A 24,115-nucleotide genomic window follows, 5' to 3' on the forward strand; every position below is an offset into this window, starting at 1 on the left:
GCCGTCCGCACCGAATTCCCGGTGAGGCCAGATTGTCGTTATGAACTGCATCCACCATTCGGGCGGCTGGGATGCGAGGAAAACACATGTTGTACAAAACCGTCCTGCTTGGGGCTGTTGCTTTCGGTTTTACCGTCTCGGCCACCGGCCAGATCACGGGTGCCGATGAAACAAAACTGGACGCGATCATCGTCAACGGATCGCGCCTAGATCAGACACTGACGGAAGTCGGCTCCAGCGTCTCCGTCATCACACGAGAGGATCTCGACCAATTGGGCGTCGACTTTGCGCTCGACGCGGTCGCCACTGCGCCCGGTGTGACCATCAACCAGAATGGCGCATTCGGCGGAAATGCCAGCGTACGCATCCGCGGCGCCTCGACGGACCAGACGCTGGTCCTGATTGATGGCATTCCGGTCAATGATCCGACCGGCACCGGCGGCGGCTACAATTTCGCCCATCTGGACACGGATAATATCGACCGCATCGAAGTACTGAAAGGCCCCCAATCGACGCTCTGGGGCAGTGACGCCATTGGCGGCGTAATTTCCATTACGACCAAGCGGCCGGCAGAGGGCCTGTCGGGCACGCTGTTCGGTGAATACGGCTCCTTCAACACGCTTCGCGGCGGCGCCGCGATCAGCAATGCGAACGAAACCGGGGATTTCCGGCTGGCGGCCACCGGCCTGAGCAGTGACGGCATTTCCAAGGCGGACGAAGCCAATGGCAATTCCGAAGACGATGGTTATGAGTCTCACACCATCGCGGCGAAGGGCGGGCTGAACCTTCCTGCAAATATCCGGCTGGACACAAGCCTTCTCTGGAGTGATGCAGAATCCGAATATGACAGCTATGCCTCTGGCGCGCAGGGCAGCGTGGCGGATGGCGACGAAGTCAGCAATTCCGAAACCCTGTCTGGAAATATCTCGCTGAAAATTCCCCTGCTGGATGGCCGGCTCGAGAACCTCGTTCAGATCGGCTATGCCGATATCGAACGGGAAAATATCTCAGATGGAGTTCAGAGCTACTTCACTGAGGGCGACCGGGTTCTCTATCGCTACCAGGGCACACTGGCGATCAATGATGCCAACACGCTGGCGTTTGGCGCGGAACGTGAAGAGACCTCTGCGAATGAGCAGGACTCGTCCATCGACAGTCTCTTCGCCCTGTACGAATTCAAGCCCGTCGAAGATCTGACCCTCACGGGCGGGCTTCGGGTGGATGACCACGAAACATTTGGATCAGAAACAACCGGACGTGTGGCCGCCGCATGGACTGCGACCGAGCAAGTGACCTTCAAGGCCAGCTGGGCCCAGGGCTTCAAGGCCCCGAGCATCTTCCAGTCGACCTATATCTGCTCCTTCTGCGGACAGACCGAGCCGAATGCCAATCTCGAACCGGAAACCTCCGAAGCATTTGACATCGGCGTTCAGTGGCAGTCATCCGACCAGCGCCTGACACTTGGCGCGATCGTGTTCGATCAGGAGACCGAGAATCTGATCGATTTTTCCTACACGGCCGGATACGACAATATCGCGCTTGTGGATTCTCAGGGCATCGAGCTGACCGGCGCCTATAGTGTGACTGACTGGCTGGGCGTGGCGGCAAGCTACACCTTCATCGACGCCGAAGACGGTGAGGGCAATGAACTGACCCGTCTCCCGGAGAATACGGGCAATGTCAGCGTGTCGCTTGACCCGGACGGGCCTATCTCGGGCGCCGTACTGGTTCAGTACAATGGCGAGGAAGCCAATACAGAGGGCTCCGAACTGGACAGCTGGACCCGTGTGGACCTGACCGGCAGCTATGATCTCAACGAGACCATTGAGCTGTATGGCCGGATCGAGAATTTGTTCGATGAAGAGTACCAGCAGATCCTGGGCTATGGCACGCCCGGCCTGTCCGGCTCTATCGGAATCCGGTTGCGATACTAAGGCGCCCCCATGTCGAGACTGATGATCCTGTTCCTTGCATTCTTCCTGTCCGCCTGCGAACGGGTGAACCAGGAGACGCCCGCAAGACCCGAACGGCCTGCCCGGATTGTCAGCCTCGACTATTGTGCCGACCAATATGTTCTCAAACTCGTGGACCGCGACCGCATCCTTGCGCTGTCGCCGGATGCAGGCCGGGAATTCTCCTATATGCGAGCAGCAGCAGCCGGTGTGCCGACGGTGCGCCCGAATGCGGAAGACGTGCTGATCCTCAAACCGGACCTTGTGGTTCGCTCCTATGGGGGCGGACCCAACGCGGCAGCCTTCTTCGAGAAGGCCGGCGTGCCCGTAGTGGACATTGGCTGGACACCGGATATTCCGTCCGTGATGGAAAACACGCAGCGTATAGCCGACGCGCTCGGAGAATCCGAACGCGGCGCAGCCGTTAATGAAGACATGCAGGAGCGGCTGGCCCACCTGAAAAAGCGAAGCACCGGCGAGACAGCGCTCTACATGACGCCCGCAGGCGTCACGACAGGCCCCGGCTCCCTGATCCACGAAATGATCGTGGCCGCAGGCCTGACCAATATGGAAGACCAATATGGCTGGCGGTCCCTTCCTCTGGAGACCCTTGCCTATGAAAAGCCCGATGTTGTGGCGGCCGCCTTTTTCGGATCACGGACCAATCATCCCGATGCGTGGAGCCCGATGAAACACCCGGTCGCGAAAGCGCAACTCACCCAGAGCGAAGTGGTCTCGCTGGAAGGCGCATGGACCTCCTGCAGCGGTTGGTTCCTGATGGACGCGATTGAGGCGCTGGCCGGAGGGGAAACGCAATGACCCGCGAAAGTCTGCTGATGCCGGTATTGATCGGGGCGAGTGTGCTCGCCATCATTGCCGCCTGTTTCCTCGGCTCGACCGCCCTTCCCGCTGACCGGCTGCTGGCGGCCCTGTTCGGCGGTGCAGACGCCGGCGACCGTCTGGTCGTCTGGCAGATCCGCCTGCCGCGCGCGATTTCCGCCTATATCGTCGGTGCAGCCCTCGGGATCAGCGGCGCGGCCTTGCAAGGTCTGCTGCGGAATCCGCTGGCAGAGCCCGGTGTGCTCGGTGTTTCGGCCTCGGCCTCGCTGATGGCCACGTTTGCGCTTTATTACGGGATCGCCTCGATCACGCCCTGGGCCGTGCCTCTCGCAGCGATCATCGGCGCCCTGGCGGCTACCGCCCTGATCACCCTCGCCGCCCTTCGCACACAATCCGTGGTTACACTGATCCTGATCGGCGTGGGCCTGTCGAGCTTTGCCGGGGCGGCGATGAGCCTGTTGATGAACCTCGCGCCGAACCCATTCTCCTTGTCGGACATGATCAACTGGATGCTGGGGTCGGTCGCCAATCGCAGCTTTGACGAGATCACCCTCGCCGCGCCCTTCATCCTGGCCGGCGGCGCAATCCTGTTCGCCACCCGGCGCGGCCTGTCGGCCCTGACGCTGGGCGAGGAAGCCGCAAGCGGGATCGGGCTCGACCTGCAACGCCAGCGCATCTTCACAGTGGTCGGCGCAGGCCTCGCCACAGGTGGGGCGGTCGCACTGGCCGGCGCCATCGGCTTTGTCGGCATTGTCGCGCCGCACCTCATCCGGCCGTTCGTGGGCCATGATCCGGCGCGTTCCCTTGCGCCATCGGCGCTGCTCTCCGGCCTGATCCTGGTCGTGGCGGACATCTTCGTGCGTCTGTTGCCGACCTCGGCCGAACTGAAGCTCGGCGTCGTGGCGGCATTGATCGGGGCACCGGCCTTCGTCTGGATCGCCATGCAGAGGCGGGGCGGAAATGACTGATCTCAGTGTTGAAAACCTCACCCTCTGCGCAGGTGCTACGACGCTAGTAGAGAGCGCCAGTTTCAAACTGGCCCAGGGCGAGTTCGTTGCTCTGCTCGGCCCCAATGGCGCAGGCAAGACGAGCCTGATCCGCGCCGGGATCGGACTGCAATCCGCCGATGACGGACGCAGCTTGCTGGACGGAGAGCCAGTTCACAGTCTTTCGCCTGCGCAGCGCGCCCGGCAGATTGCCTACCTGCCCCAGATCCGGCCCTTGGCCTGGCCCAATGCGGTACGGGATGTGGTGTCGCTCGGGCGCTTCAGTCATGGCGCGCCACTCGGCCACCTGAAAGGGCTGGATGCCGAAGCCGTGGACCGCGCGCTGGAGGCTTGCGGACTGACCGACCTGGCAAGCCGTCGGACAGATACGCTTTCGGGTGGGGAACTCGCCCGCGTCCATTGTGCCCGCGCCTTTGCCGCCGAAGCGCCGCTGCTGGTGGCGGATGAGCCGATTGCCGCGCTCGACCCGCGTCAGCAATTCCGTATCCTTGACTTGATCCGGGCTTATGTCGACCAGGGCGGCGGTGCCCTTGTGGTGCTGCATGATATTCAGTTGGCCGCGCGCTATGCATCGCGCCTGATCTGGATGAAGGAAGGCCGGATTGTTGCGGACGGTCCCCCAGCCGAGACGCTGACGGCAGAGCGGCTCAAAGACATCTATGGCGTCACGGCGCGGGTTGATGGCGCCCACATCCATATCGAAGGTGCCGCGTGACAGCGCGGGCCTTGATGCTGCAGGGCACGGGTTCGGATGTCGGGAAGTCTGTCCTGACAGCCGCTCTCTGCCGGATCGCGAGGCGACGCGGCCTCAGCGTGGCGCCCTTCAAGCCGCAGAACATGTCGAACAATGCGGCCGCCTGCCCGACCGGCGGCGAGATCGGACGGGCGCAGGCCCTGCAGGCGCGCGCGGCAGGACTCGCGCCGTATACGGACATGAACCCTGTCCTGCTGAAACCGCAATCTGATCGCACGGCCCAGATCGTCGTGCAGGGCAAGGCACTGCACGCCATGGAAGCAGCGGACTATATGGCCAATCGCGACCAGTTGCTGGGCGCGGTTCTCGAAAGCTTTGACCGGCTGACCGCTGCGCACGACCTTGTCATCGTCGAGGGTGCGGGCAGTCCGGCCGAGACCAATCTGCGAGACCGGGACATCGCGAATATGGGCTTCGCCCGGCGCGCAGGCGTGCCGGTCTGCCTTGTCGGAGATATTGAAAAAGGCGGCGTGATCGCAAGCCTCGTCGGCACACGGAAGGTGATCGACAAGAAGGATGCCGCGATGATCCGAGCATTCCTCGTCAACAAGTTTCGGGGCGATCTCAGCCTGTTCGATGATGGCGTGACCGAAATCGAAACGCGCACCAAATGGCCCTGCCTCGGCGTGATCCCCTGGCTGCCCGCTGCCAGCAAATTGCCCGCCGAAGATGCGCTCGCGCTCGACAGGCCACCCTCTCCCGCAGGCAAGACACTGAAGATCGCCGCACCGATGCTGTCGCGGATTGCGAATTTCGATGATGCCGATCCCCTGAAACTGGAACAGGATGTTGCGTTCAGCTGGATCCCACCGGGCCAGCCCATTCCACGCGACATCGATGTGGTTATCCTGTTCGGCACGAAATCCACGCTGGGCGATCTGGCATTTCTGCGCGCCCAGGGCTGGGATCATGACATCATCGCCCATGCCCGCGCCGGTGGCCGGGTACTCGGCATCTGCGGAGGCTACCAGATGCTTGGGCGCCGCGTTTCAGACGCTCTCGGCGTCGATGGCGAGCCGGGCGATGCGCCGGGTCTCGGCCTGTTGGATGTTGAGACGGTCATGACGCGCCACAAGGATGTGCGTCCGGTCATTGGCGTATGCGCGGTAACCGGGCACGAGACATCGGGTTACGTCATCCATGCAGGGCGAACCGCCGGGCCTGACACGGATCGGCCGTTCGCGCGCTTCCAGGACGAAGCTGACGGCGCGCGCAGCCCGAATGGGCGGATCGCAGGCACCTATCTGCATGGGGCCTTCTCGGGCAACGCGTTTCGCGCAGCCTGGCTTAAGCAAGCGGGATATGAGGGCCAGTCCAGTCTGGATTACGAGGGAGCCGTGGATACCGCTCTTGATGAATTGGCCGATGGTGTGGAACAGGCCGTCGACATTGATGCCCTGCTGAAACTGGCGGAAGCGCCCGGCTGGCGCCGGAAAGCCTGATGGGGTTCGCGCTGTTGATGCTCTGCGCGTGGGGGATCGAGGCCGCGTTCGGATGGCCTGACCAAGTTTACAAGCGTATTGGGCATCCGGTCGTATGGCTCGGAGGCTTGATCCACCGCCTGGACCAGACCCTGAACCGAGCGGAGTGGGCTCATGCCCTCCGCTATGTCCTGGGCGGCATTTCCACACTCCTGATTGTAGGCGGCGTGACCGCCTTGGCATACGCGATCTCGTCTGCCTTGCCGCAGACATATGCAGGATTTCTGGTTGAAGCCGCCCTGGCCTCACCGCTTATTGCTTCGCGCAGCCTCTACACACATGTCGCCAATGTGGCACGACCTTTGGCTACCGGAGATCTCGGCTCTGCCCGGCAAGCCGTGTCGATGATCGTCGGGCGGGACCCGGCACAGTTGAACGATACAGGACTCGCCCGCGCGGCCTTGGAAAGCCTCGCGGAGAACATGTCTGACGGCGTGATAGCACCTGTCTTCTGGGGAATGCTTTTCGGCCTGCCCGGCATGGCCGCCTACAAGGCGATCAATACGCTGGACTCAATGATTGGACATCGGAGTAAAAAATACTCCGCCTTTGGTGGCGTGGCAGCGCGCCTTGATGATCTCGTAAATCTGATCCCGGCCCGACTCACGGGCGGCCTGATCTGTATAGTTGCAGTCCGGTGGCGCGCCGTAAAAATCATGCTGCGGGATGGGCGCCATCACCGCTCCCCGAACGCAGGATGGCCCGAATCCGCCATGGCGGGAGCCTTGGACATACGGCTCTCCGGTCCGCGCGCATACGAAGGACAGACGAATAATGAGCCGTGGCTGAATGGCGAAGCGCGGGATCCGGCGCCGGAAGACCTCAAGCGCGGACTGGGCCTTTATAGAAATGTTTGTGTGCTCGCACTGGGAATTCTTGCGCTCATGGCGCTGTCGGAGGTCTTGGTGTGAGGGACGATCTTTTGCATGGCGGCTCTCTTGATCGGATGCGTGAGGCGTTTCCCGACGCGCCCAAGCCGTGGGTAGACTTGTCGACCGGGATCAATCCGTGGCCCTATCCTGTCTCGCCCTTTCCGTCGGACACCCTCCAGCATTTGCCCACCCAAACCGCCTATCATCATTGCCGGTCGGTGTTGGCGAACGCCATTGGCGCCTCCTCTGATACAGTGGTGCTTGCACCGGGGAGCGAATTGCTTATCCGGCTCCTGCCCCGGATCATCTCGCCTGACCGCATTGTCGTACTTCACCCAAGCTATGGGGATCATGCCCAGGTCTGGCGCGCAGCGGGGTGCGAGGTGATCGAGACGCATGACCCCATGTCGCTGACCAGAACGGCAGATGCCGTTGTGCTCTGCAATCCAAACAATCCCGATGGCAGGTTTTTCGATCCCTCCGAATTGAACGCGCTCAGGCGGGAGTTGGCGAAACGCGGGGGCTGGTTGATCGTTGACGAAGCCTATGCCGACCTCGCTCCCGACCTCAGCCTCGCCCAATATGGCGGTGAACCCGGCCTGATTGTGCTTCGGTCTTTCGGGAAATTCTTTGGTTTGGCTGGCCTGCGTCTTGGAGCCATTCTCGCACCGGAGAAAATTCTCGCGGAGATGACAAATCTGCTGGGGGTCTGGCCTGTATCAGGCCTCGCGCTGGAAGTTGGGGCCCAAGCTTATTCAGACCATGCCTGGCAGGCAGATATGCGCAAGAGACTTGAAGGGGGGCGTAAGCGACTCGACCTGATCTTACGCGATGTTGGCTTCAGACATATTCAGGGAACCGATCTTTTTCGCTTTGTCTCATGCGAAGGTGCGCATGGGGTTTGGCGCCAGCTTGCCGAAGCTGGCATCTATGTGCGTCGCTTCCCCTGGTCGGAGGAGCATCTCCGCTTTGGCCTACCTGCCGACGAAGCTGGCGAAGCCCGCCTGAGAGCAGCGCTCAGCCCTTCAGCTTGAGCGGCAGGCCGGCCGCGACAAATTCCACATGATCGCACACGGCGGCGACCTTCTGGTTGAGCCGGCCCTGCGCATCGCGGAAAGCCCGGCCCAGCGGGGTCTCCGGCACAAGACCCAGACCGATTTCGTTTGAGACGAGCGCAATTTGAGCCGGCGAGGCTCGGAGCGCCTCACAAAGTGCGGCCACTTCCGTCTCAACGTCACGGTCATGATGGAAGAGGTTGGACAGCCAGAGCGTCAGGCAATCAATCAGAACGAATTCATCTGAAGCGGATGAGTTCTGGATTATGGACACCAGATCAATCGGCGCTTCGATGGTCCGCCAGCCTTCCCCCCGATCTGCCTGGTGCCTGCTGATCCGGCTTGTCATTTCCTCGTCGAGCGCCTCGGCCGTGGCCACGAAGACGCGGCGCGGTGCGGCTGCCTCCGCAAGCGATTGCGCCCGCGAACTCTTGCCGGACCTTGCGCCGCCGAGAATCAGAAATGTGGTCATGCTGTCCTATAAGCCGTGTCGCATCCGTTTCGCCAAGTCATTTGGGTCCGATCCGTTTAGGCGGCCCCAAAATGCTCAGGCGGGGGTATCGTCATCATCGTCAAGAATGCGGTAGGCAGGCCCCTGCATGTCGTCGAACTGACCGGAGCGTATGGACCAGATGAAGGCGCCAAGCCCCAGCAGACCCAGCCCCAAGGCAACGGGAATGAGATAGACGATGATCGTCATGGATTTCTATTCCTCAATCTGAAGCCGCATCGCATTCAGAGTGACGATAATGGAGGACAGCGACATGGCAATGGCGGCCACCAGCGGGGTGACATGACCCGTCACCGCAATCGGGACGGCGATGACATTATAGGCGGCTGCCAGTGCAAAGTTCTGCCGCATGATTGCGCGGGTTTTCCTGGCGACTCGCAAGATCACGGGGATGGCGTCGAGCCCGCCACTATACACGGCGTCGCTGGCGGATTGGCTGATGTCGATCGCGGCCCCCGGAGCCAGCGAAGCGTGCGCTAGAGAGAGCGCGCCCGCATCATTCAGGCCGTCGCCCACCATGAGGACGCGGTGGTTCTGGCCCCGCAGGGTTTCCAGACGGGCGACTTTCGCCTGTGGCGAGGCTTCTCCGGTCCAATCGGCAATGCCAAGCGTTCCGGCGAGCGATGCGACAGCGCCGTTCTGGTCGCCCGAGACAATCTCCAGGTCGATGCCCTGGGCGCGCAGCGTGTTCAGTGCCTCCGCAGCGCCGGGCTGAACATTGTCGACAAACCGGAATTGCACGGCTGGCGCATCCCCCCGCGCAAACCACAGGGACGGCCCGGAGGCAGCGGCCAAGGCCTTGTCGGTGCCGATCCAGTTCGCAGAGCCGAGCCGCCATGTCTGGCCGTCCACCGAAGCTTCAAGCCCACATCCGGCGATCTCCCGCACACCTTCCCGCGCGGCGCCTGGGCCTGCCGTGGCAACCAGGGCGCGGGATAGCGGATGGTGGCTGACCCGCGCCAGGCTCGCCGCGTCGGCCAACATGGCCTTGGCTTCCGGGGAGTCCAGCGCGAGGGACTGGCCCCTCAAAACCATGCCTTCGAGCTTCGGTGTGCCGAGGGTGAGCGTTCCCGTCTTGTCGAAGACAATATGGTCGATTTCCGCAAGCCGTTCGAAGGCATCACCAGACCGCAGATACACACCCTTGCGGAACAGACGACCGGCTGCCACGACCTGAGCCACGGGCGCCGCAAGGGCGAGCGCGCAGGGACAGGTAATGATCAGGGTCGCCGCAGCGATCATCAGGGCATCAGGCAGCGATGCGCCGAGCAAGAGCCATCCGAGACAGGCCAGCGCTGCAGTCGTGTGAACGAATGGTACGTAGATAGAGACTGCACGATCAGCGATCCGGCGATAGGCCGAGCGGCGCTGTTCGCCAGCTTCCAGCATTTCCCCGATCTGGGACAGCAGCGACTCTTCAACGACTTTCAGTGCTTCGCCCCGCAGGGGCGCCGACACGTTGATGGCGCCCGCATGCAGGGTCATGCCGGGAGAGAACGTGCGCGGCAGGGATTCCCCCGTCACGAGGCTTTCGTCCACATCGCTAACACCGTCAAAGATCCGCATGTCGACCATGGCACGTTCGCCCGGTGCCAGCAGGATCCGGTCGCCTGCGGCGACATCTCTCGCCGCAACAGAGACGGCCTCCCCCTTGTCGGTGAGACGCGTCACGGCGCTTGTCTGCATCGCCGCCAGGGCATTTGCGGCCGCATGAGCCTGTCGGCGCAGACGTGCGTCCAGGAACCTGCCGATCAACAGGAAGAAGCACAGCATCACGACCGCATCGAAATAGGCATGTTCGCCGCCGCGCAGGGTTTCGAAGACGCTGACTCCGAAGGCGAGGCTGAGGGCCAGCGAGATCGGAACGTCCATGTTCGCATGACCGTTGCGCAGGGCAGCCCAGGCCGACCGGAAGAAATGGCGTCCGGAGAACAGGAGGACCGGCAGGGCAATCACGCCGGAGAGCGCATGCAGCGTTTGCCGTGTGGCTTCGCCCATTTCCCCGGTTCCTGCCCAAACCGATACGGACAACAACATGATGTTGGCCGCCGCAAAGCCCGCAACGCCCATCGAGATAAGGAGGGAGCGTTCTTCGCGCGCCTTGTCGGCTGCGCCGGTATCGGCTGCCTGCGCCGCAACGCCATATCCAAGATCGGAAATCGTCTGGGCAATCCTGTCAGCGGCAAGCGGGCCGGTCCACCGTACCCGCATCTGTCCGCTCGACAGGTTCAACCGCGCCTGCGTCACACCCGGCAGGGCTGAGACGGATTTCTCGATCTTGCTGAGACAGCCACCACATTTCGCCCCCCGCACCACGAGATCGATTGCGTGTTCGTCGCCCACATCACGGACGAAGCCCGTATAGCCCGTCTTGGTATCCCGCGCGGTGACAGGCGACAGGCCTGAAGGACAGCCGGGTGCGGTGGGGATCAGCGCTGTCATGGCACAATCACGATCCGCTTGTTCGCGCGAAACACAACTTTTTCTCCGGTTGGGTCAAAGACCTGAAACTGGGCGTCCCATCGGCCAGTCGGCAATTCGGAGACACTCGTCACATAGTCGCCCGAACCGTACGATTCGAGCACCACGCTTTCATCGTAAGTCGTGCTTCCCGGATGGCGCAATTCGACAGACACGAGACGCGCCGAAATCGGATTGCCGTCGGCATCGACCAGATTGAAAACAAGGTTCTCATCATAAAGGCCAGCCGCAGCGTTCCAGCCGAGCAGTTCCTGAGCTGCCTTCGCCTCAAGCGCGCTGTTATAGTCCAGTCCCTGCAAATAGGACTTCTTCACGTCCTCGCCGGGAAAGCTGGTGATGGCATGATAAAGGAAGATGCCATTCACCGTGAACATCAGGCCAAAGAAGCCGAGCATGATCCAGAGGACATGCCATCCGGTGAGTTTCCCGCGGGGCGCGGTTTCGTCTGCCATCATCGTCTGGTCAGTCATTGTTCAGCTCCTCTGAAAGAAGACATGTTCACATCCGTTTCACCTGTCATCCCATCGCGCACGGTGAAGATCACCTGCCGGCGAGGGGCGCCCGCATCAGCCGAAACAAGGATGCGGTAACGATCCACGCCAAACGCCTCGACCGGCAGCTCCAGCACGTCTTCCCCGTCATGCTCCATGCCGATGACCTTATAGGACACGCCTTCCGGTCCGCTGACACTGAGTAGCATTGTACGCGGTTCACTTGCCTTGTTCACGAGCTTGAGCGTGTATCCATTCTGAATGCGACCATCTGAAAGGGTCACAAAGGGCGGCGAGCGGTCCTTCAGGACATTCGCTTCAATCGTCGATTTGGTCGCAAGCCCCCACGCCATCAATCCGCCAATAGCCAGCATGACAACGGCATAAACGACGGTCCGGGCCCGGATGAGCCTGTGCTTGGGCGGTGTCTGGCCTTCATTGCGCGCCGCCACGGCGATTTGCGTGTCATAGGCAATCAGGCCTTTGGGCCGACCAACCTTGACCATGATCTCGTCACAGGCATCGATACAAAGCGCACAATGGATGCATTCGAGTTGTTCCCCGTCGCGGATGTCGATGCCCATCGGGCAGACCTGAACGCACTGATTGCAATCGATGCAGTCACCGCGATTATCCCAGCTTTCGGATTTGCGCTTCGGCCCGCGTGGCTCGCCCCGGTCATAACGATAGGTAACATTGAGGGCCTGCTCATCCGTCAGCGCGCCCTGAATGCGCGGCCAGGGGCACATATAGGTACACACCTGTTCGCGCATCGTCCCTGCCAGGAAGTAGGTCGTGAGGGTGAGAATACCGGCGAACCAATAGGCCGTGAGGGGGGCATCGCCTGTGAACCAACCGGAGGCGACAGTCGGCGCATCATGCCAGTAGAGAATGAAGGCTCCGCCGGTCCAGAAGGCAATGACCAGCCAGACAATATGCTTGCCGAGTTTGCGGGCGAGCTTGTTTGCCGTCCAAGGCGCATTATCGAGCCGCATACGGGCCGCCCGGTCGCCTTCGAAGGCGCGCTCGACCCAGATATAAAGATCGGTCCAGACGGTTTGCGGACAGGTGTACCCGCACCAAACCCGTCCCAGCAGTGACGTCACAAGAAAGAGCAACAGCGCGGCAAGGATCAGCCCGCCCGCCATATAGTGAATATCCTGTGGCCAGAGCTCGATGAAGAAGAAGTAGAATTTCTCACTTGCGAAATCGGCCAGCACGGCCTGATCGGGAATGCCCTCGCCCCGGTTCCACCTCACCCATGGCAAGCCGTAATAGACGCCGAGCGTGACCGCCATGACGATCCATTTGACCATCCGGAACTTACCATGTGCCAGCTTGGGGTAGATCTGCTTGCGCTTGGCGTAGAGGTCCTCATGACGCGGAGGCTCCCCACCCGTGGGGGTGGAGAGGTCCGTGGTCTGTTCGATCAGCGTCGTGCTGCCCATGAAAGGCCCCTATTCCCCACCGCCCAGCGAGTGCACATATACGGCAATCGCCTTGATGGTGGCATCGTCGAGCCGGTCATCCCATGCGGGCATGTGGGAGTTACGCGCATTGTAGATCGTGGCTTCGATATCTGCCACGCGGCCGCCATACAGCCACTCCGCATCGGTCAGGTTCGGCGCGCCTTGCGTGCGGTCCCCCGTTCCGTTTGCCCCATGGCAGGTAGAGCATTGCTGCTGGAAGATCGGCGCTGCCCGTGCGACGGCGTCGCTGTTCTCGCTACGCCCCGACAGACTGAGCACATATTGCGCCAGATCGTCGACCTCGCTACGCTTCAGCAGGCCATCACGGCCAAAAGCGGGCATGGCGGAGAAACGTGTTACATCATCCGTATCGTGACGGATACCGTGACGGATCGTGTATTCAATACCGTCGAGCGACCCATCCCAGAGCCAGACATCATCTGCCAGCGCCGGATAGCCAATTGCGCCGCGTCCCCCTGCCCCATGGCAGGTTGCGCAATTGTCCCCGAAAGCACTTTCGCCCATGGCGAGCGCAAATTGCTGCAAGGTGCGGTCCGTCTCAATTGTCTCGAGCCCGGCATCCAGAAGGACGACGGATTGTGCATCCCGCGCCGTCTTGAGTTCAGTGACCGCCTTGGCGACTTCGACCCGGTCCGAATGACCGCGGAGGCCCTTCGTATTGGTGCCAAGCCCCGGCAGGGCGGGAATGGCAGGCATCAGGATCATGTAGACGATCGCCCACGCGATTGACATGTACCAGACATACAGCCACCAGCGCGGCAGCGGATTATTCAGTTCCTTGATCCCGTCCCAGGAGTGTCCGGTCGTCTCAACGCCGGAATACTGGTCGATGTCCTTGGTTTCATCAGTCATTTGATGGCCCCTTGTCTTCAAGCGGAGAATTGGCGGCGCGGTCGAAAGTATCCTGGTTGCTGGGCCAAAGGGCGTAGACAAGGGCTCCGGCAAACATCAGGACAAAGTAGACCAGGCCACCGGTCTGGGCGAAACTTGAGAGTGCTTCATACATGCGGGTTGCCTCCTAGCGCCGGTTGCTGAGGTCATCAGCTTCATAGGTCGAGAAGTCGACGAGCGTGCCGGTCATCTGGAGATAGGCCACAATGGCATCCATCTCCGTGACGCGCCCAGGATCACCATCATAGTCGCGAAACTCAACGGAGCCCTCGCGCCCGGATGCGCCATCATATTGCTCAAGTAAGCTATCAAGGTGATCATATCCTTTTTCGTCTGGATCGGCCTGGGCGTAGAGATGGCCCTCGGCATTCTCGATCATTTCATCCGTGTAGGGTACGCCAAGCATGCGCTCCGTGCGCAGGCGCTCCGCGATACGGTCGAAGTTCAGCTTCTTGTCCGCCAGGAAGGCGTAAGGCGGCATGACGCTTTCCGGGACTAGCGCCCGCGGGTCTTTGAGGTGGTCGACCTGCCATTCCGCAGAATACTTGCCGCCGACACGGGCCAGGTCCGGTCCCGTGCGCTTGGAGCCCCACTGGAACGGATGGTCGTACATGCTTTCCGCCGCCAGAGAGTAGTGGCCGTAACGTTCGACCTCGTCGCGCAGGGGCCGCACCATCTGACTGTGGCAGACATAGCAGCCCTCACGGACATAGATATCCCGGCCCATAAGTTCGAGCGGCGTATAAGGACGCATCCCGTCCACCTTCTCGATGGTGTTGTCCATGTAGGCGAGGGGCGCCATCTGGATCAGGCCACCAATCGACACAACGACAAGGATGCCGACGGTGAGCAGAAGCGAGTGCCGCTCCAGCAACCCATGTTTGTTCATGATGCTCATGGAGTCGCTCCTATTCAGCTGGAACCAGCGTCGTGCGCGGTTCGGGAGTTGCGTATGGGTCAGGCTTGGAGTCGACCGGCTCGGCAGCGCCATGGCCCAGTGCGGTGCGCACGAGATTGTAGGCCATGATCAGGGCGCCGCTGAAGTAGAGGCCACCGCCAAGGGCACGGATCATGTAGCTGATATGCTTTGCCTCAACGGTCTCGACGAAGCTGTATTCGAGGAAGCCGTATTCATTGTAGGCGCGCCACATCAGGCCTTCCATGATCCCGGCGAACCACATGGAGATCATGTAGAACAGGATGCCGATCGTGGAGATCCAGAAGTGCCACTCGACGAGAGACTTCGAGAACAGCGCCTTTTTCTTGTAGAGCCACGGCACGAGGCAATAGAGCGCCCCGAAGCTGATATAGCCGACCCAGCCGAGTGCGCCCGAATGGACATGGCCGATGCCCCATTCCGTATAGTGACTGAGCGAGTTGACGGCGCGAACCGACATCAGCGGCCCTTCAAAGGTCGCCATGCCGTAGAAGGCCAGCGAGACGACCATCATGCGGACCACCGGATCCGTGCGCAGCTTGTCCCAGGCGCCCGACAGGGTCATGACACCGTTGATCATGCCGCCCCAGCTGGGCATCCAGAGCATGATTGAGAAGGTCATGCCGAGGGTCTGCGCCCATTGCGGCAGCGCCGTGTAGTGCAAATGGTGCGGACCGGCCCAGATATAGATGAAGATCAGACTCCAGAAATGGACGATCGACAGGCGGTAGGAATAGACCGGCCGGTTCACCCGCTTCGGAATGAAGTAATACATGATGGCGAGGAAGCCGGTGGTCAGGAAGAAGCCGACCGCGTTGTGGCCATACCACCATTGCGTCATGGCATCTTGCACGCCGGCAAATATCTGCACCGACTTCGTGCCGGTCCAGGAAACCGGAATCGAGAGGTTGTTGACGATGTGCAGCATCGCAATGGTCACGATGAAGGACAGGTAGAACCAGTTCGCCACATAGATGTGCGGCTCTTTTCGTTTCCACAGCGTGCCGAGGAAGACGAGCAGGTAGGCCACCCAGACGATGGTCAGCCAGAGGTCCACATACCATTCGGGTTCAGCATATTCCTTCGACTGCGTGACGCCGAGCAGATAGCCGGTTGCCGCAAGCACGATGAAGAACTGGTAGCCCCAGAAAACGAACCACGGCCACATGCCGCCTGCGATACGGGTCCGGCAGGTGCGCTGGACCACGTAGAAGCTGGTCGCCAGCAAGACGTTGCCACCGAACGCAAAGATCACCGCACTGGTATGCAGAGGCCTCAACCGGCCGAAATTCGTCCATCCGAATTCAGGAAAATAGAAGATGTTCGGAAAGGTCAGTTGCAGCGCGATGATCACACCGACCAGAAGCCCGGCAATCCCCCAAAATACGGACGCGAACACACCAAACTTGACCAGCGTGTCCTCATAACGAGTTTCGTCGAATGGATTGCGATTGATCAGATTGCCGGCCCACATTCCCGTGCCGACGAGAAATGCCGTCACCAGCACGATGAACGTCATCGCCTGTATGCCCATGGCATGATCGATTGTGCGCCCCGCGATGATCAGGGCCAGGACCCCGAACACCGCGACCAGTGCAGAAACACTTGCGATGCTCCCACCACCGGGATTTGATGAAATGGTTCTCGATGTCATTCTATTCAGCCCCTTCCGCAGAGTGTAGCGGTTCAGTCGTATTGGGCTTGATTAGGATGATCGCTTCGCCGCGCGTATAGGGGCTTTCCCCTATGGGACAGTTCGTCCTCGTCTTCTAGACGGAGGCTCGAACTGGAGGGCGCTGTCCATGAAACGAACCTATTCCTACGCCGCCGCTGCTGCACTGATCGTGGCGGGCATTATCAAGATGACATTGCAGGCTTCAGCCCAGGCTACGCTTATCATCCCGAGTTGCCTCGGAGAGTCGGTCACGGTGCCTCTTGAGGGGGGCGGCGTCTCCCCTATGCATTGCTGGGGCTGTTACGCCCTTCTGCTGGGAGTGTTGACGGCCGGCGCGCTGCTGCTGAACGACCTGCGGCATTCGCGTCTCCGCACGAGGTCCGTACTTTCCTAAATGTCCCGGCGCACCTACAGTGGCGGGGACATGCCGAATCCCCTGTCTGATCTCTGGCGCATCGAGAATTCCGACTTTCAGGATTCGGATTCCCTCCAGTCGATTCTCACATCCATCCTGCTGTCCGTGCCAGACGCGATGATCGTGATTGATGATGTCGGAATCATCATGGCGTTCAGCCGCGCAGCCGAGAATTTGTTCGGCTACAAATCAGAAGATGTGGTCGGGACCAACATCAAATGCCTGATGACCCAGTCTGACCAGACGCATCACGATCAGTACATCCGCAATTATCTCGCGACCGGCGAGCGCCAGATCATCGGCATCGGGCGGATCGTGGAAGCGCGCCTCGCCAATGGCGAATCAATTCCCGTCGAACTGAAGATCGGCGAAGCCAATATCGGTGACCGCAAGCTGTTCACCGGCTTCATTCGCGACATCACCGAGAAACAGGCCAATGTGCACAGAATCGGCGAGCTCCAGGCAGAACTCGGAAATTTTTCGCGTCTGAGCGCAGTGGGCACCATGGCATCCGCCATGGCGCACGAACTGAACCAGCCCCTGACCGCCGTTGCCAACTATCTCGAAGCCGCACGAGATCTGTTGGATGAGCCCAGTGAAAATGATCTCGCCATGGTGCAGGAAGCGCTGTCGGCTGCGGCGGAACAATCGATCCGCGCAGGGCAGATCGTTCGCCGGCTGCGCGACTATGTTTCGCGCGGCGAACTCGATCTGAGACCCGCGGCCCTGAAGGGCATCATCGATGATGCCGTGACCATTGCCAAGGTCGGCATCGAGGGCCAACACGCCCGGGTGGTGCTCAGGATGGAAGATCCCGACATATCGGTCATGGCCGACCGACTCCAATTGCGGCAGGTCTTCGCCAATCTCGTCCGGAACGCGATCGAGGCCCTCTCCGATACAGAGAATCCTCAGGTCTGGATTCATGCGCGCATGTCGGGCGACGAAGTGTCGATTGAGGTGAAGGACAATGGTCCCGGCCTTTCGGAAGAATTGCTCCATTCCCCCTTCGATGCGTTCCAGACAACGAAAGCCAGCGGCATGGGCCTCGGGCTATCGATTTGCCAGACCATTATTGAAGCTCATGGGAGTTCGATAGCGGTAACGTCTGAACCCGGCTCTGGAGCCTCCTTCACGTTTACTTTAAGAGTCGCCACTGACGTTGCAGGGTGAGCAAACAATGACCAAAACCATTTTTCTCGTCGATGATGATGATGCCATCCGGCATTCCGCCAGCTTCATGCTGCGTCATGCCGGCTATACGGTGAAAACCTATCCTGACGGCGTGACCTTTCTGGACGAATACGCACCGAACGAATCTGCCTGTATCCTCCTCGATGTGCGGATGCCTGTCATGGATGGACTGGCGGTTCAGCAGGCCCTGTCAGACCGGGGCAACAAGATGCCAATTATCGTGCTGACAGGTCATGGAGATGTATCCGTCGCTGTCCAGGCAATGAAGAATGGCGCCATCGAATTCCTTGAAAAACCCTATGAAAAGAAGGCGCTTCTGGAGGCTATCGAGACCGGCTTCAGTCGCATGGCCGACGAAGAAGCCCAGACCGGACTGAAAAACGAAGCTGTCGCGAAACTCACGCAACTGACAACGCGAGAGACAGAAGTGCTCGACTGCCTGGTCGATGGAATGACCAACAAGGCCATCGCCGACACGCTGTCGATTTCGCCCCGGACGGTGGAGATCCACCGCGCGAATCTCATGGAAAAACTGGAAGCAGACAGTCTCTCTGCAGCCCTGCGAATCGCCTTCATGGCGGACCGCGGCCGCACTCAGGTCTGATAGGTAAGAGTACCTAGAGACGTCAAACCTCGCCACTCGTAGAGGTATGACTCAAGTAATTTCGAGACCACTACTTCATGAATCAATCAGCTTCACAGCCCAAACTGCTGAAGGTGGCCCTTGTCGAAGATGATGAGGAAGTCCGCTATTCTCTGATGATGCTCCTGCGCTCACGCGGGTTTGCCGTCGACTCCTACAGGAACGGCATGGAAATCCTGATGAACCAGCCGAGCCTGCAGGTGGACTGCCTGTTGATTGACTACAAGCTGCCACGGTTTGACGGCGTGGACCTACTGGAAAAGATGAGACTTGCCGGGGACAGAACTCCCGCCATCCTGATCACAGGATTCTACTCGGCGACACTGCGGGATCGCGCGATAAAGGCTGGGTACACGGACGTCGTCGAGAAATCCTCAGACCCCCAGGATATGCTGGACCGGTTGTCAGAGGCCGCGAAGCAGGTCCACTGATCCCGTGTTTGGCCGTGAGGGACAGTTCCGGAGCGTACGAATCGAACGGCCTGCCCCAGACTTCAATGTTCGTAGAATTTGCACAGCGTCTGGATGACCGCTGTGCCCACGCCTCCCGTCGACCGGTAGAAGATTGTCTGCCCGTCCCGTCGAGACGTCACCAGTCCTTCGGCCTTCAGTTTGGACAAATGCTGCGACACGGCCGAAAGGGACTGATCGACAGACTCCGCGATCTGGTTCACCGGCATCTCACCATCGAACAGCACACAGAGAATGCGCAAGCGGGTCTCATTGGCCATCGCTCTCAGGGTAGCGCAGACATCGCCAATCTGGTCCGCCAAGGCCTCCACCGCATCAGGATCGGGCTGGATACCTTGGCGCTTGGTCATGCAGGTTGCACCTCGGTGTGATCGGAAGCGTCGCCGTCTGCATTTGTCTTAACGGGCGCGACCCAGTCCGGGCCTTTCAGCGCAACATAGATGGCCGGGATGACAAGCACGGTCAGGGCCGTGGACGAAGCGAGACCGAACAGGAGCGAAATCGCAAGCCCCTGGAAGATGGGGTCCGTCAGGATCACGGCCGCCCCGATCATCGCCGCCAGGGCGGTGAGCAGGATCGGCTTGAACCGGATCGCCCCGGCATCCAGCAGGACCTCACTCAGCGGCTTGTCCGCAAATTGGCCATGCCGCACGAAGTCGACCAACAGGATCGAGTTGCGCACGATGATCCCCGCCAGGGCAATGAAGCCGATCATGGAGGTTGCTGTGAATGCTGCGCCGAACAGCCAATGCCCTATCATGATGCCGATTAGCGTGAGCGGCACAGGCGTCAGGATGACGAGCGGGGTCCGGAACGTGCCGAACTGGGCAACCACAAGGATATAGATCGCGACGAGCGCCACACCGAAGGCCATGCCCATGTCACGGAAGGTGACATAAGTGATTTCCCATTCCCCATCCCAGAGGAGCGACGGCTTTGACTCATCAGATGGCTGACCATAAAGGCGAATGGCAGGCTGCTCGAGCCCTGCGCCTTCCCAGTCATATGCTGCGACCCGATCCTGAATTTCCAGCATGCCATAGATTGGCGCTTCGAACCGGCCGGCGAGTTCGCCCATGACCATGTCAGCGAAATACCCATCCCGCCGGAAGATCGTGGCTGATCCCGATTCCATGTGCGCGTCGACCAGCGTACCGAGTTCAACAGACTGGTTTCCCGACCGCATGGGGACCGGCAGGCTCGCCGTGCGCTCCGACCAGACCTGCGCCGATTTCGGCAGGCGGACGGCCACGGAAAGCGGATCGCGTCCTTCGCCGCGCGGGGCAACGCCGACAATCTGACCGGAATAGATCAGGGCGAGGGAATCGAGGACATCCTGCTCCGCGATTCCTTGATCTGACGCCACGGTTTCATTGACCGACAGGACAAGACGCGGCTGCGGGCCGCCAAAGGAATTGTCGACATCGACAATGTACTCTGTCTCCCGGAACAATTGCTCCACCACATCGGCCGTCTTGCGCCGGGTTTCAGCGTCGGGGCCATAGATCTCGGCGAGCAGCGTAGACAGGACAGGCGGGCCGGGCGGCACTTCGACTACTTTGACACTGGCGCCTTCCGGTAGCGGCACGGCATGCAACGCGTCCCGCAGGACAAGGGCGATATCATGGCTCGACCGGACGCGGTGGCTCTTTTCCAGCAGATTGACCTGAAGGTCTCCCAGCTCCGGCGCAGCGCGCAGGAAATAGTGGCGGACCAGGCCATTGAAATTGAAGGGCGCCGCGGTGCCAGCATAGGCCTGGACGGATTCCACCTCCTCGACCTCGTACATGGTGGCGGCCAGCGCAAACAGTGTGCGCTCGGTTTCCTCCAGAGCCGCGCCTTCCGGCATATCGAGCACAATCTGGATTTCCGACTTGTTATCAAACGGCAGCAATTTGACCGTGACCGACTTGGTCGCAAACAGCGTGAGCGACAGAAGCGTGGCAATGCCGACAATCACTAGGAAAAGCCAGGCATTCTTCCGGCTCGCAACGATTGGCCCTGCGACCGATCTGTAGAACTTGCCCAGCCGGGTTTCCTCATGCTCCGCATGGCCACTGACCGGTGCATTTCCGGCAATCTTCATCAACAACCAAGGCGCGATGCCCACCGCGACAAAGAAGGAAAAGAGCATGGCTGCGGACGCGTTCGCCGGAATGGGCGCCATATAAGGCCCCATCAACCCGGACACGAACATCATAGGCAACAGGGCCGCAATGACAGTCAGTGTGGCAACAATCGTTGGGTTGCCAACTTCCGACACCGCATCAATGGCCGCCTGTATGCGCGTCCTGCCGTCTCTCATGGCCCAGTGTCGGGAAATATTTTCGATCATGACGATCGCATCATCAACCAGAATACCGATCGAGAAGATCAGGGCAAACAGGCTGACCCGGTTGATTGTGTAGCCCATCATCAGCGACGCAAACAGGGTCAGCAGGATGGTGGTCGGAATAACAATGAGTGTGACCAGCGCTTCGCGCCAGCCGATCGCGAAGGCGATCAGGATCACAATCGAAACCGTTGCCAGCCCCAGATGGAAGAGCAGCTCATTGGCCTTGTGGTTTGCCGTTTCACCATAATTACGGGTCACCGCAATATGGACGCCTTCGGGGATCATCTCCCGCTCGAGCAGTTCAAGGCGTTCGAGAATCTCGTCCGCAACAACCACGGCATTGGCGCCTGGCCGCTTCGCAAGCGACAGCGTAACCGCCGGCAAGGCTTCAAATTCAGAGCGCTGGGAATTCCGCTCCAGCGTCCAGGCCCGCGCCTCGGTTTCAATGCCTGCAACGCGGACTCGCGCAACATCGGAGAGATAGACCATGCGCCCGTCCGGCGCCTGGATTTCCAGTCGCTCAAGATCTCCTACAGCCGTAATACGGTCGCCGGCCTGGATGATGATCGAGTCACCCGACCCACGCGCCGTACCGATCGGGCGCGCCTGTACCGCCTGCGCGGTCGCGTCCACCAGAGCCTGCAGCGATACGCCGTAGGATGATAAGGCCTCAATGTCCGGCTCGACGCGGAGTTCAAGACTGCGTCCGCCAATCACATCGGTCAGCCCGACATTCTCGACTTTCACCAGTTCCTTGAGCACTTCATCTGCCAGCATACGCAGGCTGGTGTCATTCCAGACATCCCCGGTCCAGGGTTCCGGAGACAGGGTCAGGGCGACAATCGGCACATCATCAATGCCACGGCCCACGACTTGTGGCATGGGAACCTCAGGGGGAATCCGGTCGATATTGGCCCGGATCTTCTCATGAATTCTCAGGATCGCATCATCCGCGTCCGTCCCGACCATGAACCGCGCTGTGACGATGGCGCCATCATCCCGGCTCTGGCTGTAGACATGCTCGACATCCGGAATCGCCTTGACGATCTCTTCCAGCGGTTCTGTCACCTGCTCGACTGTATCGGCCGCCCGCAGACCAGGCGACTGGACAAGGATGTCGACCATCGGAACCGATATCTGCGGCTCTTCCTCGCGGGGGATGGTCAGCAGCGCGATCAGCCCGACAGCGAGCGCTGCCAGCAGAATGAGCGGCGTGAGAGGTGACCGGATTGTTGCTCGTGTAATCGAGCCGGAGATATCGGCCTTCATGAGTTTTCAGTCCCAGGCAAGGCAACGACATCGCCCGGCCTCAGACCGGACAGAACTTCAAAAACACCATTCGACACCAGCGGCTCGGCCAGAACGACCGGCGCCTCGACAAAGCGCTCACCGACTTTGACGCGGACAAAGTCCACGCCATAGCGGGTCGTGACATACTCCTGCGGCAGGATGATCGCCCGGCGGTCACCAACTGGCGCGAGAACATCCGCGCGTTCGCCAACCAGCGCATTGAGGCCGCCCTCGACCACGGCGTCCGCGACCACGGCACCGTCGCGCAGTGCTGGATAAATCTTTTCAATCCGGGCGGTGCGCACGTCGTTTTCACGGGCGGGCAAGCGCAAGGAAACCTCCCCGCCCTCGACCAGGAAGCTCAAATGCCGCTCCGGCAGAGAGAGGCGCACCAAGCCATCGAGCGTGGCAAGATTGGCGAGGACCTGGCCTGGAGACACAACGCTGCCCTCGACCACAAGAACCTCTGTCACCCGCGAGTCGACGGGCGCGCGAACATATCCTTCCGCACGGCGAGCGATCAGGCTGCGGCGCTCTTCTTCTGCGGAGACGCGGTTGGTCTTGGCGATATCCAGCGCGGCTTTTTCCTGTTCGAACCGGGCCTTCGGGTAAAAGCCATCTGCAAGCAGTTTGCTGGCGCGCGCCAGATCTTCTTCCTGTTGGGTAACTTGGGCCGTGAGACCATCGACGCGGGATTTAAGGGCATTGATCTGAGGTGCAATCGTGTCATCGGCGATGAACGCAACCACTTCACCAGCTTTTACCACCTGCCCCTCATCAATACTCAGCTGTGTGACCACGCCCTGAAGACGCGACCGCGCCATCGTCGTGTCACTGGCCTCAATCCGCCCGACGACAGGTCGATAGTCCGTAATGATGGCTTCCTGGATTGTGAGCGTCTGCGCCAAGGCCGTCGCACTGACGACGAGGCCCACGGCCAAGCTGCTGATCAGTCGCGCAATCATATCAATAATCCCCTTTGTCGACGATGGCGCCCGTCGCCGGGTCCAACCGAATGCAGGGTTGCTGCGCTGACTTCCATGCCGCGATACCGCCTGCAAGATGAGCGGCCTCAATGCCGGTTTCTTTCATGAAATTGTTCAGCGCCATTCTTGACCGCTTGCCGGACCCACACTGGAATACGATCCGTCGATTTCCATCTGTGGGAAATGCCTTTGGCTCGAACGTCGATAGCGGATGCAGGAGCGCGCCATGAATCCGCTCATTCGCAAATTCTGCCGGTTCACGCACATCTATCAGCAGAATTTCGCCCGCTCTCAGGTCCTTGAGAACACTCTGGGGTGTCAGGTCATATTTATCAGCCATGAATT

Annotated in this window: 24 protein-coding genes; 11 read left to right on the forward strand and 13 right to left on the reverse strand. The window is 60.4% G+C overall.

The window, feature by feature from the left end; all coding sequences use genetic code 11:
• The first annotated feature begins 86 nt into the window (after nt 1-86).
• Genes V7660_RS07195 through cobD form a run of 7 tightly spaced genes read left to right on the forward strand, consistent with a single transcriptional unit; the run spans nt 87 to nt 7,940 of the window.
• Nucleotides 87-1,934: a TonB-dependent receptor plug domain-containing protein gene (locus V7660_RS07195; RefSeq protein ID WP_335602442.1), complete on the forward strand. Its 1,848-nt coding sequence runs from the start codon at nt 87-89 to the stop codon at nt 1,932-1,934.
• 9 nt (nt 1,935-1,943) lie between these two features.
• A complete protein-coding gene (locus tag V7660_RS07200; RefSeq protein ID WP_335602443.1) occupies nt 1,944-2,771 on the forward strand; it encodes an ABC transporter substrate-binding protein in 828 nt (275 codons plus the stop codon).
• Nucleotides 2,768-3,760, forward strand: a complete 993-nt coding sequence (locus tag V7660_RS07205; protein ID WP_335602444.1) for a FecCD family ABC transporter permease — start codon at nt 2,768-2,770, stop codon at nt 3,758-3,760. Before V7660_RS07200 ends, V7660_RS07205 begins: the two co-directional genes overlap by 4 nt.
• Entirely contained in the window at nt 3,753-4,514 is a 762-nt protein-coding gene (locus tag V7660_RS07210) for an ABC transporter ATP-binding protein (RefSeq protein WP_335602445.1), read from the forward strand. Before V7660_RS07205 ends, V7660_RS07210 begins: the two co-directional genes overlap by 8 nt.
• A gap of 14 nt (nt 4,515-4,528) precedes the next feature.
• Nucleotides 4,529-5,995 carry a cobyric acid synthase gene (locus V7660_RS07215; RefSeq protein ID WP_442910034.1) on the forward strand — a complete coding sequence of 489 codons (1,467 nt, stop codon included), beginning with the start codon at nt 4,529-4,531 and terminating at the stop codon, nt 5,993-5,995.
• Entirely contained in the window at nt 5,995-6,945 is a 951-nt protein-coding gene (gene cbiB, locus V7660_RS07220; protein ID WP_335602447.1) for an adenosylcobinamide-phosphate synthase CbiB, read from the forward strand. Before V7660_RS07215 ends, cbiB begins: the two co-directional genes overlap by 1 nt.
• Nucleotides 6,942-7,940, forward strand: a complete 999-nt coding sequence (gene cobD / locus V7660_RS07225) for a threonine-phosphate decarboxylase CobD (protein ID WP_335602448.1) — start codon at nt 6,942-6,944, stop codon at nt 7,938-7,940. Before cbiB ends, cobD begins: the two co-directional genes overlap by 4 nt.
• On the opposite strand, the gene cobU is transcribed toward cobD, so the two are convergent.
• The 9 genes from cobU to ccoN all read right to left on the reverse strand — a co-directional run bounded on the left by cobU (nt 7,924) and on the right by ccoN (nt 16,416).
• Complete coding sequence (gene cobU / locus V7660_RS07230; RefSeq protein ID WP_335602449.1) at nt 7,924-8,433, reverse strand: bifunctional adenosylcobinamide kinase/adenosylcobinamide-phosphate guanylyltransferase; 510 nt, start codon at nt 8,431-8,433, stop codon at nt 7,924-7,926. The two genes, cobD and cobU, sit on opposite strands and share 17 nt — an antisense overlap.
• A 75-nt stretch (nt 8,434-8,508) precedes the next feature.
• On the reverse strand, nt 8,509-8,661 hold the full coding sequence (gene ccoS, locus V7660_RS07235; protein ID WP_335602450.1) for a cbb3-type cytochrome oxidase assembly protein CcoS: 153 nt from the start codon (nt 8,659-8,661) through the stop codon (nt 8,509-8,511).
• A gap of 6 nt (nt 8,662-8,667) precedes the next feature.
• A complete protein-coding gene (locus V7660_RS07240) occupies nt 8,668-10,914 on the reverse strand; it encodes a heavy metal translocating P-type ATPase (protein WP_335602451.1) in 2,247 nt (748 codons plus the stop codon).
• Nucleotides 10,911-11,423 (reverse strand): FixH family protein, encoded by a 513-nt coding sequence (locus tag V7660_RS07245; RefSeq protein ID WP_335602452.1) that lies wholly within the window; start codon nt 11,421-11,423, stop codon nt 10,911-10,913. The genes V7660_RS07240 and V7660_RS07245 overlap by 4 nt, the downstream gene beginning before the upstream one ends.
• A complete protein-coding gene (ccoG, locus tag V7660_RS07250; protein ID WP_335602453.1) occupies nt 11,420-12,892 on the reverse strand; it encodes a cytochrome c oxidase accessory protein CcoG in 1,473 nt (490 codons plus the stop codon). Before ccoG ends, V7660_RS07245 begins: the two co-directional genes overlap by 4 nt.
• 9 nt (nt 12,893-12,901) lie before the next feature.
• Nucleotides 12,902-13,786 (reverse strand): cytochrome-c oxidase, cbb3-type subunit III, encoded by an 885-nt coding sequence (ccoP, locus tag V7660_RS07255; protein WP_335602454.1) that lies wholly within the window; start codon nt 13,784-13,786, stop codon nt 12,902-12,904.
• Nucleotides 13,779-13,940: a cbb3-type cytochrome c oxidase subunit 3 gene (locus V7660_RS07260; protein ID WP_300269710.1), complete on the reverse strand. Its 162-nt coding sequence runs from the start codon at nt 13,938-13,940 to the stop codon at nt 13,779-13,781. Before V7660_RS07260 ends, ccoP begins: the two co-directional genes overlap by 8 nt.
• Before the next feature lie 12 nt (nt 13,941-13,952).
• Nucleotides 13,953-14,723, reverse strand: coding sequence for a cytochrome-c oxidase, cbb3-type subunit II (gene ccoO, locus V7660_RS07265; RefSeq protein ID WP_335602455.1), 771 nt, complete (start codon nt 14,721-14,723; stop codon nt 13,953-13,955).
• A 10-nt stretch (nt 14,724-14,733) separates the two neighbouring features.
• The gene (gene ccoN, locus V7660_RS07270; protein ID WP_335602456.1) at nt 14,734-16,416 is read right to left on the reverse strand and encodes a cytochrome-c oxidase, cbb3-type subunit I; all 1,683 of its coding nucleotides are present in this window, start codon (nt 16,414-16,416) and stop codon (nt 14,734-14,736) included.
• Between the two features lie 148 nt (nt 16,417-16,564).
• On the opposite strand from ccoN, the gene V7660_RS07275 reads away from it, so the two are divergent.
• The 4 genes from V7660_RS07275 to V7660_RS07290 all read left to right on the forward strand — a co-directional run bounded on the left by V7660_RS07275 (nt 16,565) and on the right by V7660_RS07290 (nt 19,120).
• Nucleotides 16,565-16,831, forward strand: coding sequence for a hypothetical protein (locus V7660_RS07275; protein WP_335602457.1), 267 nt, complete (start codon nt 16,565-16,567; stop codon nt 16,829-16,831).
• A gap of 30 nt (nt 16,832-16,861) precedes the next feature.
• On the forward strand, nt 16,862-18,025 hold the full coding sequence (locus V7660_RS07280) for a PAS domain-containing sensor histidine kinase (protein ID WP_335602458.1): 1,164 nt from the start codon (nt 16,862-16,864) through the stop codon (nt 18,023-18,025).
• A 7-nt stretch (nt 18,026-18,032) separates the two neighbouring features.
• Nucleotides 18,033-18,650 (forward strand): response regulator transcription factor, encoded by a 618-nt coding sequence (locus V7660_RS07285; RefSeq protein WP_335602460.1) that lies wholly within the window; start codon nt 18,033-18,035, stop codon nt 18,648-18,650.
• Between the two features lie 77 nt (nt 18,651-18,727).
• Nucleotides 18,728-19,120, forward strand: coding sequence for a response regulator (locus V7660_RS07290; protein ID WP_335602461.1), 393 nt, complete (start codon nt 18,728-18,730; stop codon nt 19,118-19,120).
• Nucleotides 19,121-19,182: 62 nt separating this feature from the next.
• On the opposite strand, the gene V7660_RS07295 is transcribed toward V7660_RS07290, so the two are convergent.
• From V7660_RS07295 to V7660_RS07310, 4 genes are read right to left on the reverse strand one after another with little or no spacing between them, the layout of a single operon-like run.
• Nucleotides 19,183-19,509 (reverse strand): ArsR/SmtB family transcription factor, encoded by a 327-nt coding sequence (locus V7660_RS07295; RefSeq protein ID WP_335602462.1) that lies wholly within the window; start codon nt 19,507-19,509, stop codon nt 19,183-19,185.
• Entirely contained in the window at nt 19,506-22,763 is a 3,258-nt protein-coding gene (locus V7660_RS07300) for an efflux RND transporter permease subunit (RefSeq protein ID WP_335602463.1), read from the reverse strand. The genes V7660_RS07295 and V7660_RS07300 overlap by 4 nt, the downstream gene beginning before the upstream one ends.
• Nucleotides 22,760-23,749: an efflux RND transporter periplasmic adaptor subunit gene (locus V7660_RS07305; RefSeq protein WP_335602464.1), complete on the reverse strand. Its 990-nt coding sequence runs from the start codon at nt 23,747-23,749 to the stop codon at nt 22,760-22,762. The genes V7660_RS07300 and V7660_RS07305 overlap by 4 nt, the downstream gene beginning before the upstream one ends.
• 1 nt (nt 23,750) lies before the next feature.
• Complete coding sequence (locus V7660_RS07310) at nt 23,751-24,110, reverse strand: rhodanese-like domain-containing protein (RefSeq protein ID WP_335602465.1); 360 nt, start codon at nt 24,108-24,110, stop codon at nt 23,751-23,753.
• Nucleotides 24,111-24,115: the final 5 nt, after the last annotated feature.

The organism is Hyphomonas sp. (assembly GCF_036964145.1).
Classification (GTDB): Bacteria; Pseudomonadota; Alphaproteobacteria; order Caulobacterales; family Hyphomonadaceae; genus Hyphomonas.

Excerpts from the sequence above, each read along its gene's own strand:
- V7660_RS07195 (WP_335602442.1), top strand. The coding sequence starts at position 87 with ATGTTGTACAAAACCGTCCTGCTTGGGGCTGTTGCTTTCGGTTTTACC.
- V7660_RS07200 (WP_335602443.1), top strand. The coding sequence starts at position 1,944 with ATGTCGAGACTGATGATCCTGTTCCTTGCATTCTTCCTGTCCGCCTGC.
- V7660_RS07205 (WP_335602444.1), top strand. The coding sequence starts at position 2,768 with ATGACCCGCGAAAGTCTGCTGATGCCGGTATTGATCGGGGCGAGTGTG.
- V7660_RS07210 (WP_335602445.1), top strand. The coding sequence starts at position 3,753 with ATGACTGATCTCAGTGTTGAAAACCTCACCCTCTGCGCAGGTGCTACG.
- V7660_RS07215 (WP_442910034.1), top strand. The coding sequence starts at position 4,529 with ATGCTGCAGGGCACGGGTTCGGATGTCGGGAAGTCTGTCCTGACAGCC.
- cbiB (WP_335602447.1), top strand. The coding sequence starts at position 5,995 with ATGGGGTTCGCGCTGTTGATGCTCTGCGCGTGGGGGATCGAGGCCGCG.
- cobU (WP_335602449.1), bottom strand. The coding sequence starts at position 8,433 with ATGACCACATTTCTGATTCTCGGCGGCGCAAGGTCCGGCAAGAGTTCG.
- ccoS (WP_335602450.1), bottom strand. The coding sequence starts at position 8,661 with ATGACGATCATCGTCTATCTCATTCCCGTTGCCTTGGGGCTGGGTCTG.
- V7660_RS07240 (WP_335602451.1), bottom strand. The coding sequence starts at position 10,914 with ATGACAGCGCTGATCCCCACCGCACCCGGCTGTCCTTCAGGCCTGTCG.
- V7660_RS07245 (WP_335602452.1), bottom strand. The coding sequence starts at position 11,423 with ATGACTGACCAGACGATGATGGCAGACGAAACCGCGCCCCGCGGGAAA.
- ccoG (WP_335602453.1), bottom strand. The coding sequence starts at position 12,892 with ATGGGCAGCACGACGCTGATCGAACAGACCACGGACCTCTCCACCCCC.
- ccoP (WP_335602454.1), bottom strand. The coding sequence starts at position 13,786 with ATGACTGATGAAACCAAGGACATCGACCAGTATTCCGGCGTTGAGACG.
- V7660_RS07260 (WP_300269710.1), bottom strand. The coding sequence starts at position 13,940 with ATGTATGAAGCACTCTCAAGTTTCGCCCAGACCGGTGGCCTGGTCTAC.
- ccoO (WP_335602455.1), bottom strand. The coding sequence starts at position 14,723 with ATGAGCATCATGAACAAACATGGGTTGCTGGAGCGGCACTCGCTTCTG.
- ccoN (WP_335602456.1), bottom strand. The coding sequence starts at position 16,416 with ATGACATCGAGAACCATTTCATCAAATCCCGGTGGTGGGAGCATCGCA.
- V7660_RS07275 (WP_335602457.1), top strand. The coding sequence starts at position 16,565 with ATGAAACGAACCTATTCCTACGCCGCCGCTGCTGCACTGATCGTGGCG.
- V7660_RS07280 (WP_335602458.1), top strand. The coding sequence starts at position 16,862 with ATGCCGAATCCCCTGTCTGATCTCTGGCGCATCGAGAATTCCGACTTT.
- V7660_RS07285 (WP_335602460.1), top strand. The coding sequence starts at position 18,033 with ATGACCAAAACCATTTTTCTCGTCGATGATGATGATGCCATCCGGCAT.
- V7660_RS07290 (WP_335602461.1), top strand. The coding sequence starts at position 18,728 with ATGAATCAATCAGCTTCACAGCCCAAACTGCTGAAGGTGGCCCTTGTC.
- V7660_RS07295 (WP_335602462.1), bottom strand. The coding sequence starts at position 19,509 with ATGACCAAGCGCCAAGGTATCCAGCCCGATCCTGATGCGGTGGAGGCC.
- V7660_RS07300 (WP_335602463.1), bottom strand. The coding sequence starts at position 22,763 with ATGAAGGCCGATATCTCCGGCTCGATTACACGAGCAACAATCCGGTCA.
- V7660_RS07305 (WP_335602464.1), bottom strand. The coding sequence starts at position 23,749 with ATGATTGCGCGACTGATCAGCAGCTTGGCCGTGGGCCTCGTCGTCAGT.
- V7660_RS07310 (WP_335602465.1), bottom strand. The coding sequence starts at position 24,110 with ATGGCTGATAAATATGACCTGACACCCCAGAGTGTTCTCAAGGACCTG.